The sequence below is a fragment of the Paenibacillus sp. S-12 genome, assembly GCF_030363895.1.
Classification (GTDB): Bacteria; Bacillota; Bacilli; order Paenibacillales; family Paenibacillaceae; genus Paenibacillus_B; species Paenibacillus_B alvei.
In genome coordinates this window covers 200,782-213,045 of the sequence record NZ_JASIUF010000012.1, presented here as the reverse complement: position 1 = coordinate 213,045, position 12,264 = coordinate 200,782, and the positions used below count along the sequence as shown (strand labels likewise).

Here is a 12,264-nt window from a genome sequence, read left to right as displayed (position 1 = left end):
CATGAACAGTCCGTATCAAACAGCATAAGGGGATGTGTAGAGTGTGCAGAGTAGGTTGCTGCACACTCTTTTTTATGGCCTGCTTATGTGAAAGGAGGTCTTGAATCTGCTTCTGCTTGTAATGTGGGCGTGAATAGGAATAGAGCAAGCGGGATTAGCTATAGTAGATACAAACTCTGCTAATAACCTGTAAGGCGATAGAATATATTGAAACATCGACAAATTGATGAAGCATACAGCCTGGCTCGCGGTGGAGAAAAAGAATTTTGGTAAGCAATAAGCATGCGGGTTAACACAAGAGTTTGGGGTTTTAAATGTGTCTGCAACTAAAGATCTCTTTGATGACCTTGCTAGGACATTGAAAGCAATTGGTGGGACATAAAAACATTATTCCGTAAATACAATCTAACTACGATATCGCTAAAGGCACGTGCCCGACTAAATTCTCAGAAAGATTTAGAGACTATATTGAGTGGGAAAATGATAACGTTCAGGAAGTGATACCATGGCTTCTGACAATAGATCTATAACAACAAAAGATCATAAAGTAAGCATCGTATTCAATAACAGTAAAGAAAGCGAAATTCGCAATGAAGTAAATATTATACCACCTGCTGCTCAAGAAAGTGGTGGAGAAAGTGAACATATAGAGGAGTATGCAAAAATCTTTGATGAACTCGATGAGCTAATTGGCTTAGATAAGGTTAAAGAATTGGTATTTCAAATTTACGCCATGTTGACAATTAATCAGCACCGTAAGAACGAGGGAATGCTGGTTAATGAACAGGTATACCACATGATATTCAAAGGAAACCCAGGAACGGGTAAGACGAGTGTTGCGAGAATACTTGCAAAACTTTTTAAGACAATGGGCTTATTAAGCAAGGGGCACTTGCTTGAAGTACATCGGGCTGATCTTGTAGGAGAATATATTGGTCACACCGCACAAAAGACAAGAGAGGTTGTAAAGAAAGCGTTAGGCGGGGTATTATTCATTGACGAGGCATACAGTCTTGCAAGAGGTGGTGAGAAAGACTTCGGTAAGGAATGCATCGACTGTCTGGTGAAACTTATGGAAGACCATAAGAATGAATTTATTCTTATAATTGCAGGGTATAGAAATGAATTGGATGAAATGTTGCTAACAAATTCAGGTCTACCTTCAAGATTTTCAATTCATCTCGATTTCCCTGATTTTTCAAATGATGAATTGCTCAAAATAGCCTACAAAATGGCCTTAGAGCGAGAGTATGTAATCCTTCCAGAGGCAGTAGTGAAGATAAAGGAACTGATCACAAAAGAAAAAGAGGATAATTATAATTTTAGTAATGGGCGCTTTATTAGAAATTTAATCGAGAAGGCAATTCGTAATCAAGCAGTAAGATTAATAAAGTACAACAAAGGTAAGTTATCACAAGCAAATTTAAGAAACTTAACTTATGATGACTTTGCAAATAAAGATGATGACACGGAACGAATCAACATTCCTAGTTTTATCTGATTATATCGAAAAAAATCCACCTCAATTTACAGAGAGGGGGTTTGGAATACATAATTTAATTACCAATAAACGGGCATTATCTATTCCATCTATTTAGGCACACGACATTTCATTTATTTATCGAATATATAAGGCACTTTTGGCAACACTACTTTTCATCACACATTTAAGGAGGATTCAAAAGTGTCTAGTCATCAGTATCTACTTAATCGTCACCACCACAATTTAGAAAAGCACCCCCATTTTGGACATACGATCACCAATGATTCATATGGTCATCAACTACATCCATTGTCCCTGCATGCTCCTGTTGTGCATGTTAAGGCTACTATTGTAAAAGTATATCCTGATCGAGAACGAAGAGGAGCGATGCACCAACATTTTGATGTTAAAATTAATGAACTAATTAGCATTAAAGGAGCCCCTGCTTCTCTAGTTGACATGAAACAGGATACTTTTGTAGCAATCCGATATGGCGATCATATGGGATTAGCAGAGCCGATAAGTGGTATTGCTGAGGGACAAGAGATTGAATTGCAAGGCGAATACATAGATCATGGTCATGCATATGCCACTGAAGATAATCGAGATAGATCTCCAGTAATCCATTTTACCCACAGACCTGTTGGGTATGTTATCTATCAGGGAAAAGAATATCACTAACTATTAGCCCATTAACTCGGAGCCTTTTATTAAGAAGGCTCCCGTTTGCTATATACAGTGAAATCAAACTTTCATTCCAATTCATCTTGCGCTATATAGGTCGCTTGAATCAACCTATTCCACACTTAATGTGAACTTTGGGCATCTTCCTTCTCCCACATGCTCTGTTATGCATGAAAAACATTTGAAAATGTAAGACTGGAAGCTTAATGTTATTTACACCCCTAGTCCTTATTAGATAATACTGAACTCCATTTTCATCAATAGTTTTTTCGTACACCGTAAAACTTTCCCCATTTATAAGATTAGTTTCTTTAAAGTGATTAACCAGTTCCTTATGCTCCGCATTAAGAATAAGTGCTTTAATCAAATTCTTTTCAACAGAATGCCAATTTATTTTTTGATCTCGTTAACAGGGAGCCATAAGTTCGCATCCAAAAAAATTCAAAACTATTTTATTTAGTATTCTATGATCTATCAATGTTTTTTTTTTGTTTTTTTGTTTTTTTTGTTTTTCATAATTTCTTAGAATCTTCTTTTAAGTGGCATTAGATTGACTGCGGTTAACTTCCCAGAAAATAAAATCATTGCAGTTATTCTATGGAAGAGCGGCTGCACATCGCAGAATTAATAGCGAAGGATCATGATTACGTGCTTATGCCGGTTACCCAGGCGCAATTGAAGTTATGTTAGATGAGAAAGTACTTGTGCCTAACCTGTTAAGTAATGCTCGGTTAGTTCGAAATGTGATGGAGTCGGCTGTGCAATCAGGCATGCGTCTTTTACAGCTATATCCGCAGCAATCTCCGGGAAAGCTTGAATTAATGACTAAAAAACCAGAGGATTTAAAATGAGAGCGAAAATGAGGTATACTGTACAACGTATATGCCATTGAACATGAGTGCAATGGTCTTATGGATGATGAACCGATAAGGAGAATGCACGCGAATGCGAAAAGAGCCTCACCATACAAATCAAAATATACCCGATCGAGCTGTGCTCGTGACTTTAATAACGGATGATGTCAAGAGAAGCGGGGTTGATCCCCAATATTCACTTGACGAGCTGGTACAGTTGGCTGAAACCGCTGGTGTTGAGGTTTTGACAACCATGACACAGCAGCGTGAATTCCGAGACCCAAGATGGTTCATAGGGAAGGGGAAAGTTCAGGAGCTGCGCGGAGTGATCGATGAATTGGGTGCAACGACCGCAATATTTGATCAAGAGCTGTCAGGCGCCCAAGTCCGCAATCTGGAAGAGGCATTGGACGTCAAAATTGTTGATCGCACGCAGCTTATTCTAGATATCTTCGCACAACGGGCGAAAACAAGAGAAGGTATTATACAGGTTGAGCTGGCTCAATTGTCATACTTGCTGCCCCGCCTATCAGGGCATGGAAAGAACTTGTCCCGTCAAGGCGGCGGAATTGGCACAAGAGGGCCGGGGGAGTCTCAATTGGAGACGGATCGCCGGCATATTCGAGGCCGTATCTCTGATTTGAAGCGTCAGCTTCATGAAGTTGTTCGCAGCCGCAATCTGCATCGAGAAAGGCGTAAAAAGACAGGGGCTTATCAAGTTGCGCTGGTTGGCTACACCAATGCTGGGAAGTCGACATTATTGCGTCAGCTGACACAAGCAGATGTATATGTAGAGAACCAGTTATTCGCAACGCTAGATCCAACTTCTCGTCAATGGGAGCTGCCAAGCGGGAAAGAAGTTGTGTTAACAGATACGGTTGGTTTTATTCAAAATTTGCCGCATGATCTCGTTGCTGCTTTTCGAGCGACTTTAGAGGAAGTGAATGAGGCGGATCTTATTTTGCATGTTATGGATGCCTCCTCACCGATGCGTGAAGATCATATGCGGGTTGTAGAGGATATCCTACAGCAATTGGGAGCAGGGGCCAAGCCGCAAATTGTACTCTATAATAAAAAGGATTTGTGTACACCCGAACAGCGGCAAATGCTGCCCCATGACAAAAGTCACTTTATTATTAGTGCATATGATGAAGGTGATTTGGAGCGGATTCGGCAGGTTGTGCAGGATCAATTGGCAGGACAGACAATAACCTACCGAATCGCGGCTGATCGTGGAGATTTAATTGCCTTAATCTATCGAATGGGTGAGGTTTTGCAGCAAGAAATTGACGAAAACGATTTGCTGCTGAAGGTTCGCTTGGATCGACTTGCTGCTGAACAGCACGGTTACAAATTAAATGATTACGTAGTGAAATAAGCTTTCCTTCATGGGAATGGACTAAGGGGAATGAATACAATGCAATTTACAGCAAGACTGGAGCAATTGGAGCAGCAAATAGAAGAGAAGATTGCCGGACAGGTGCGGGGGATAGAACGAATCGCCGAGCGGAATCAGTGGAAGGTCATTCAGGCGTTTCAGAAGCATCACGTTAGTGATTTTCATTTTGCAGGGTCTACAGGCTATGGTTACAATGACCGTGGCCGCGAGGTGCTGGATGAAGTTTATGCACAAGTATTCGGTGCAGAGGCAGGCTTGGTTAGACCCCACTTTGTATCAGGTACGCATACGATAGGCACCGCGCTGTTCGCCGTTCTGCGTCCGGGAGATGAACTGCTGTACATTACAGGTACACCTTATGACACGCTGCATAAGGTAATTGGACAAGAGCATGATGGAACAGGCTCTTTGCGCGATTGGGGTGTGGCCTATAATGAGGTTGCGCTGACTGAGGAAGGAGCAGTGGACTGGGAACAAGTTCGCGCTAGTATATCAGAACGCACGAAGGTCATTGGCATTCAACGTTCTCGCGGATATGGTTGGAGAGCATCTTTCACGGTAGAGCAGATCGGTGAAATGGTACGGCAAGTGAAAGGGATCAAGCCGGATGTGATTGTATTTGTGGACAATTGCTATGGAGAGTTTACCGAACTTCAAGAGCCAACGGAGCTTGGTGTAGATTTGATGGCCGGATCGCTCATCAAAAACCCAGGAGGCGGAATTGCCGAAACGGGCGGATATATTGTAGGCAAGCGTGCCCATGTGGAGGCAGCAGCATCTCGCTTGACTGCGCCTGGAATTGGCGGGGAAGTGGGGGCTATGCTTGGTATGACTCGTTCGATGTATCAAGGGCTGTTCCTTGCCCCTAGCATCGTGGGACAAGCCGTACGAGGAAGTGTGTTTGCAGCAGCTTTGTTCGAGGAGCTTGGATTTGAGACATCTCCGCATTGGACTGCGTCTCGTACCGACTTGATCCAAGCGCTGCGCTTCCATACGGCGGATCATCTAATTGCATTTGTTCAAGGCATTCAAAAAGCATCGGCTGTTGACGCGCATGTTGTTCCTGAACCGTGGGACATGCCTGGATATGAGCATCCGGTCATTATGGCGGCAGGTACTTTCATTCAGGGAGGCAGCTTAGAATTATCCGCAGATGCGCCAATTCGTGAGCCGTATACGGCTTACATGCAGGGTGGGCTTACGTACGCTCATGCAAAACTTGGGGCAATGACAGCCTTGCAAACAATGGTAGATCGAGGGTTGTTGGAGCTATAAATATTTTTTTGTTAGATTTCCTTACATCCATTGACACATTTACTTCCGGGGGATAAAATGAGAACAAGAAAGGCATAACACACTTCTGATAGGAGTAAATTCACTGATGGGCGACTCCGGTAGACAGGCGTTTTTATGATGTGATGTCAGTTAGCGTACACAGCACGTAAACTTTCTTTTATGACAAACTAGGAAGGTTGATAAGCGGTGGGAGATGAGATTCGCAGAAATATGGCGTTGTTTCCAATCGGCATCGTGATGAAGCTGACGGATTTGACTGCTCGTCAAATTCGGTACTACGAACAGCATGAATTAATTATGCCTGCTCGTACTTCTGGAAACCAGCGTCTTTTTTCCTTCAATGACGTAGAGCGATTGCTTGAAATCAAAACACTTATTGAAAAAGGAGTCAACATCGCAGGCATCAAGCAAGTGCTCAATCCGGTAACGAAGGAATCGGAAGAGGCAACTGTGCTTAGTGAAGCTTCGGAGAGCAAGCGCAAGGAAATGTCCGATCTCCAGCTGCACCGCATGTTGAAGCAACAGCTTTTAGCCGGTAACAGACCGGGGCAAGTATCGCTGATTCAAGGCGAGTTGTCTCGTTTCTTTACTAAATAGATAATCATCTAAACAAGCTTATGGAGAAGGAGATGCTACCCTGTGGGTTATACCAGAGAAGACATTGAACGCATTGCGAAGGAACAAAATGTACGATTTATCCGTCTGCAATTTACGGATCTGCTCGGTACGATTAAGAATGTCGAAATTCCGGTAAGCCAATTGCCTAAGGCGCTGGACAACAAAATGATGTTTGACGGTTCTTCGATCGAAGGCTATGTGCGCATTGAAGAATCCGATATGTATCTTGTCCCGGACTTGGATACTTGGGTCGTCTTCCCATGGGTAACGGAAGATCGTGTCGCTAGATTGATCTGCGACGTCTACACAACAGATGGAACACCGTTTGCAGGATGCCCTCGCGGTATTTTGAAGAAGGCTTTGAAGGAAGCGGAAGCATTGGGCTTCACGTCCATGAACGTTGGTCCGGAACCAGAGTTCTTCTTGTTCAAGACAGATGACAAGGGCAATCCGACGATGGAACTGAACGACCAAGGCGGATACTTCGACTTGGCACCAACAGATCTTGGTGAGAACTGCCGCCGTGAAATCGTATTGAAGCTGGAAGAGATGGGCTTCGAAATTGAAGCCTCCCATCATGAAGTGGCTCCTGGACAGCATGAGATTGATTTCAAATATGCAGATGCAATTAAGGCAGCAGACCAAATTCAAACCTTCAAGCTCGTCGTGAAGACGATCGCTCGCCAGCACGGTTTACACGCTACATTCATGGCAAAACCGCTGTTCGGTGTGAACGGTTCAGGCATGCACTGCAATATCTCCTTGTTCAACGGTAAGGAGAATGCGTTCTATGATGAAAGCGATAAGCTCGGCTTGAGTCCGGTAGCACGTCAATTTATGGCGGGGGTATTAAAGCATGCTCGCGGATTCGCGGCAATTACGAATCCAACGGTCAACTCCTATAAGCGCTTAGTTCCTGGCTATGAAGCTCCATGTTATGTGGCATGGTCTGCAAGCAACCGCAGTCCAATGGTTCGTATCCCAGCATCCCGTGGTTTGAGCACGCGTGTTGAAGTCCGCAACCCGGATCCAGCGGCGAACCCATACTTGGCTCTGGCGGTCATTTTGAAAGCAGGATTGGAAGGAATCAAGAAGAAGACAGACCTTCCAGCCCCTACGGATCGTAACATTTACGTCATGACAGAAGAAGAGCGTCAGGCGGAAGGCATCCCAAGCTTGCCATCCAGCTTGAAGGAAGCATTGGAAGAACTTCTTCGTGATGAGACGGTTTGCGATGCATTGGGTGAGCATGCATTACAGCACTTTTTGGAATTAAAAGAAATTGAATGGGATATGTATCGCACGCAAGTTCACCAATGGGAACGCGATCAATACATGACATTATACTAATTCATCTAAACCCTAGAGCCGTAAGGCTTCTGGGGTTTTTTATTTTTGTGGAGGCTGGGGGGCGTGGAAGACTGCTATTTCTTGTTATGCCCCCAATTTGCCCCCAGAATATTTGTAGTGTAGGATTCTATTTTCTCCATATTTCGTTGCTCGAGTTTTTTTGAAATATGCGCATAGACGTCCGAGGTAATTTTTATGCTACCATGACCTAATTGTTCCTGTATAAACTTCATATCTGCGCCTGCTTCTAACATTAATACTGCATACGTATGTCTCAGAGAGTGTATCGGAAGATCTGGCAAATCAGCACGCTGTAATATGCGTGAGAGCTGCTGCTTCTCCCTTTATTATTGCACTTTTACACGAATTTCGTTCGATCTTGTTTGCAGCACTGCTCTTTCCATTGCTCCATAAACTGTTGTGTGAACGATCTCTACACTCCTTTTACTAAGTCCTTTACCCAACAATTTATCTAGGAAAATCTGATAACATATCTAACTTTACGTCACGTAGCATCATCTTTGTGAAATTGGAGCAATATGAGTAGTGATATTATTCATATGTATCTTCAATGTGTTTTTATGTACAACTCCTTTTTTATAAATTTTCTACCCAGTTGAACAGATAATAAACGAAGGGGAGATCGACCTGTTCAAGTCCTTCAGTCATTTTTCTCTCGAAATCCTCTGCAGCCTTTTGAGTTTCTTTATCGTTGAAAAACTCCCGTTGTGACTTCTCTTTAAACTTTTGAGTGAATAGGATCTTTATAATTTAAACAATATTTGGATGTCCTTGACGTTTGAGTGCAGCGGATTTTTTCATAGGAGGAAATACCTTTAATGACGAAGTATGTCGAGAGGAAAGGTTAATTAAAGTCGCGACTATACAACATAATGTATGGATATGAGCTTGTATCTGAACGTCCTTTGACATGGGTAGTTTCGGTGAATGGGAAAGAGATGCAATTCAATGTGCAAGAAGTTAAATCATCCCAACGAGTTCTAGTTTTTGCAATAGAAGAAGAAGTGGACATTCAAGACGTTTTAAAAGAAATACTGATTAAGCATTATACACGTTAAGAGCATCCTTCGGGGTGCTTCTTTTGTATACAAAAAGGTAGTAACAGCATATGAACTTAAATGAATTCAATCTAATGAATGCCAAAGAGATAATAAACAAGTCATTGCCTACAGCAGAAGAAGCGGCAGATTCTATGAGAACGATTCTGCATCGGTTCAGTTTGAAAATGGAGGAATGTACACTATGCAAAAATACACAATAGTGAGTATAGACGATACCTCATTTGCAGCCGAAGGGACAGCAGCCAGATACATAGTTGAAGATCATGCTGCAATTAAAGATAAGGAAACAATACGCGGTTTCATTCTTGAACAACTAGAGCAACTGAAAGTGCATGCAGGCAAGATCTTTGAGATAGTGCATATGTACTAGTGGGCTAGCATTCTGCCGGGTACAGTGGATTGCACCAATTTGCAAGCCAAAGCCTGATAAGGTTAGTCACAACGAATACATGCAAGCCATCTACATCTAATGAAATGTAGAAGAACCTAAAGCTATAGAAAGCGAATAAATAGCTCGGGACTGCCTCCCGTTTGTGAGACGCCCTGTACGTAATTGTTGCTCATCTTTTACCGGAACTTTTTACCGCGTATAGTAAAATCAAAAACGACTATATTACTTCATGGCACCTTAAAAATCGACTAAAATTAGGAGGTTCATCCATTTGGATCAATCGACGATGTCTGATACACAAACGACAGTTCAGATTGATGATATCCGTCATTTACTATCTGGCATGGATAACAGCATCAAGCTTCTTGAAACTAACCTTGAACGCATACGACTGAACGATAGAGAATATTATGATGCCGCACAAGATCAGACAGATATCCAACAGTATTACAGCAGTATTGATCTGTCTACTACCGATTCAAAGGCATTATTTCGTTCTCTTAACGAGCTGTTAACCCATACGCACGAGAATCAGCCCAACTATGGAAGCAGCGGACAGCACCTGAAAACCTGGGTAGATTTGCACTCTGATGGAACTTTTCGAAGCATATACTCCGGCAAAGAAGCCGATCCGGTTTCCGTATTAAAAGAAGATCAACAATTCCTTCAGCAGCAAAATGTAACGAGTGAAGGCGGCTTACCGCTTAATATCGAGCATGTTGTTCCGCAGTCTTATTTCAATAAACGCGAACCGATGAGAGGAGACCTTCATCACCTCTTTTATTGTGAGATCGACTGTAACAGCTATCGCGGCAACAAGGTTTATGAGGACTTCCCGAATTTTAATCCAGAACGGATTATGACAAATGACTCGACACGAGAAAATTGCGGTATGGAAACAGGGGGAGATGCGCGAACGGGAGGTGAATTCGAACCTGAATATGGAAAAGGATTCGTAGCGAGAGCCACTCTTTATTTCTTGATGAGGCATGGTGATCAGATTAGACCGGAGTTTAGAAGCAAGTTTAACGTTCAAGTTTTGTTGGACTGGCACAAGCAGTTCCCACCGAATCTGCTGTATGAGAAGCATCGTAATCAAGCGATATTCCGTATACAGGGTAATCGAAATCCGTTAATCGACATGCCGGAGCTTGCATCTAAAATCGACTTCTCAATGTTTATTCAATTACATTAAATCTGCTAAAGGAGATGTTTTTATGACTGACTTTCGAATACCTAAGTATGAAGTATTAGCACAAGAAGAAACGATTCACGAGATGCCTGCTGGTGTTCAGATGATAAAAGCAGAACAAATTTGGCAAGAAAGCCGTAAAGGCGAAGGTGTTGTTGTCGCGATAATCGACAGTGGTTGTAATGTGCAGCATGCCGATCTGAGCAGCAATATTGTAGCAACTCGCAACTTCGTTGCTTCTGAAGGAGGAGAGAGTGATGTCACTGATTTCAGTGGTCATGGCACACATGTTGCAGGAACAATCGCGGCTGTAGAGAACGGGAACGGTGTTATCGGTGTAGCGCCTAAAGTGAAGCTGCTGATCGCCAAAGTTATGCAGCGGATTAATACAGATACAGGCGTGAAATTCGGTGCGTCTAATGAGGATATTGTAAAAGCGATCCAATTCTGTATCAATTGGCGCGGCGGTTCAGACAATAGGCAGCGAGTTCGCGTCATTAATATGTCCCTCGGTGGAACAGTCGACGATCCAGCTCTGCACGAGGCCGTGAAAGATGCCGTTGATAACGATATTTTGGTCGTCTGCGCAGCAGGCAATGAAGGCGAAGGAACTGGTGCAACACGAAACGAATGCAGTTTCCCCGGCGCTTACCCAGAGGCTGTATGCGTAGGAGCCATTAGTCTGAACGGGACCTTCCCTGGATTTACCAATACCAATGATCAGGTGGATCTTGTTGCGCCTGGTGATGGCATCTGGTCGACTTATACTCAGCCTAAATATGCACAATTATCAGGAACCTCGATGGCCTCTCCACATGTGGCTGGAGCTGCCGCTCTGCTCATTAATCTTCTTGAAACCAAACATAAAAGAAAATTCACAGAACCGGAAATATATGCTCAGCTAATCAAACGAACCGTTTCACTCGCACAAGACCCGAGACTTGAAGGGTGCGGTCTACTGCAACTTAATCATCACGTCGTAGTAACTCCTGAATCCGTTCGTGTACGGAATCATGAGCCTGGGCTCACAAGATAGTCTAGAGTAAAACAATAGAGCGTACTTTCCTAATGGAGATATCCTTACGGGAAAAGATGAAGGTGCTGGCAATAAGGACGCTATTTACGATGTGAAACTTCAGCCAGGGGAGGTTATTTACTTAGATATTAAGGGTCATACAGTTCGAGACTTTGGAAGGGATGCTCCATATCGCATATACATGTTTTGAGCAAAGAAAGCTACCTCCTAGTTGGTCATAACCCTGTCAAGTAAACACAAAGAGACACCTTTATGCTACGACCGTTTTCCGATATTCTACCGGGGAACGGTCTTTTAATTTCTTCTGGAAGCGTTCTTGGTTGTAGAAGGAAACATGATGTATATTGAAATCCTTGGTCAGAATGCAGGAGAACACCTTTGAGATCTCTTCTCACTAAGAATGTCAAAAGTCTTTGTAACGAGTGTGAGGTCATTTCGATTAGATAATTGCCACGCATAATCTCGTTATTGAAAAGATCCTGAATCGCGGATAGATAAACAAATCGATCTCCTACCTGAATATAGAATGTCAGTTACCAATTTACGCAGAAGCGCTTCTGCATGAAACTTTCATTCAAGTCAATTCGGATGATTAACGAATACCGCTTGCCAGAATAACGACGTTTCTTCCGAATGACAGAGCGAATACCAGGTTTCTTCAGAAGCCATAAACACGCTTATGATTTAACATGAATCCCTTCGCGTTTCAAAGCAACCGTCATACGCAGATAGCCAAAGTACGGATGTAGTATATGACCAGTATGTTATAGGGTTGCATGAAATAAAATTGGATGAATTTAATTACTATAATCGGTGTAAATTTTACAACATTTACAGAATCGATTGTAGTATCTATGTTGCTGTTTTATAGTAATTGTG

The 12,264-nt window shown here is 42.7% G+C and carries 11 protein-coding genes and 1 pseudogene; 10 read left to right on the top strand and 2 right to left on the bottom strand.

The genetic code is table 11. The features are described from left to right. The first annotated feature begins 505 nt into the window (after positions 1 to 505). The 7 genes from NO352_RS12040 (at position 506) to glnA (ending at position 7,684) form a co-directional block, all read left to right on the top strand. Positions 506 to 1,501: an AAA family ATPase gene (locus NO352_RS12040; RefSeq protein ID WP_289355767.1), complete on the top strand. Its 996-nt coding sequence runs from the start codon at positions 506 to 508 to the stop codon at positions 1,499 to 1,501. 183 nt (positions 1,502 to 1,684) lie between these two features. Next, positions 1,685 to 2,164, top strand: coding sequence for a hypothetical protein (locus NO352_RS12035; RefSeq protein ID WP_005549856.1), 480 nt, complete (start codon positions 1,685 to 1,687; stop codon positions 2,162 to 2,164). Positions 2,165 to 2,850: 686 nt separating this feature from the next. Further along, complete coding sequence (locus tag NO352_RS25140) at positions 2,851 to 3,018, top strand: hypothetical protein (protein WP_353961254.1); 168 nt, start codon at positions 2,851 to 2,853, stop codon at positions 3,016 to 3,018. 94 nt (positions 3,019 to 3,112) lie between these two features. Next, positions 3,113 to 4,399 (top strand): GTPase HflX, encoded by a 1,287-nt coding sequence (gene hflX, locus NO352_RS12030; RefSeq protein ID WP_289355766.1) that lies wholly within the window; start codon positions 3,113 to 3,115, stop codon positions 4,397 to 4,399. Positions 4,400 to 4,438: 39 nt separating this feature from the next. Further along, positions 4,439 to 5,695, top strand: a complete 1,257-nt coding sequence (locus NO352_RS12025) for a methionine gamma-lyase family protein (protein ID WP_157267140.1) — start codon at positions 4,439 to 4,441, stop codon at positions 5,693 to 5,695. A gap of 207 nt (positions 5,696 to 5,902) precedes the next feature. Then, positions 5,903 to 6,313 carry a MerR family transcriptional regulator gene (locus tag NO352_RS12020; RefSeq protein ID WP_005549860.1) on the top strand — a complete coding sequence of 137 codons (411 nt, stop codon included), beginning with the start codon at positions 5,903 to 5,905 and terminating at the stop codon, positions 6,311 to 6,313. A 42-nt stretch (positions 6,314 to 6,355) separates the two neighbouring features. After that, the gene (gene glnA / locus NO352_RS12015) at positions 6,356 to 7,684 is read left to right on the top strand and encodes a type I glutamate--ammonia ligase (protein ID WP_005549861.1); all 1,329 of its coding nucleotides are present in this window, start codon (positions 6,356 to 6,358) and stop codon (positions 7,682 to 7,684) included. Positions 7,685 to 7,758: 74 nt separating this feature from the next. Here glnA and NO352_RS12010 read toward each other — a convergent pair whose 3' ends face one another. Beyond that, the gene (locus NO352_RS12010) at positions 7,759 to 7,986 is read right to left on the bottom strand and encodes a tyrosine-type recombinase/integrase (protein WP_289355765.1); all 228 of its coding nucleotides are present in this window, start codon (positions 7,984 to 7,986) and stop codon (positions 7,759 to 7,761) included. Positions 7,987 to 8,947: 961 nt separating this feature from the next. On the opposite strand from NO352_RS12010, the gene NO352_RS12005 reads away from it, so the two are divergent. The 3 genes from NO352_RS12005 (at position 8,948) to NO352_RS11995 (ending at position 11,385) form a co-directional block, all read left to right on the top strand. Beyond that, positions 8,948 to 9,136 (top strand): hypothetical protein, encoded by a 189-nt coding sequence (locus tag NO352_RS12005; protein ID WP_289355764.1) that lies wholly within the window; start codon positions 8,948 to 8,950, stop codon positions 9,134 to 9,136. A 292-nt stretch (positions 9,137 to 9,428) separates the two neighbouring features. Then, positions 9,429 to 10,352, top strand: a complete 924-nt coding sequence (locus NO352_RS12000) for an endonuclease I family protein (protein ID WP_197267956.1) — start codon at positions 9,429 to 9,431, stop codon at positions 10,350 to 10,352. Between the two features lie 22 nt (positions 10,353 to 10,374). After that, the gene (locus NO352_RS11995) at positions 10,375 to 11,385 is read left to right on the top strand and encodes a S8 family peptidase (protein ID WP_289355763.1); all 1,011 of its coding nucleotides are present in this window, start codon (positions 10,375 to 10,377) and stop codon (positions 11,383 to 11,385) included. A 335-nt stretch (positions 11,386 to 11,720) separates the two neighbouring features. Here NO352_RS11995 and NO352_RS25270 read toward each other — a convergent pair. Further along, positions 11,721 to 12,140, bottom strand: a pseudogene (locus NO352_RS25270) (transposase); the annotation flags it as partial. Between the last annotated feature and the right edge of the window lie 124 nt (positions 12,141 to 12,264).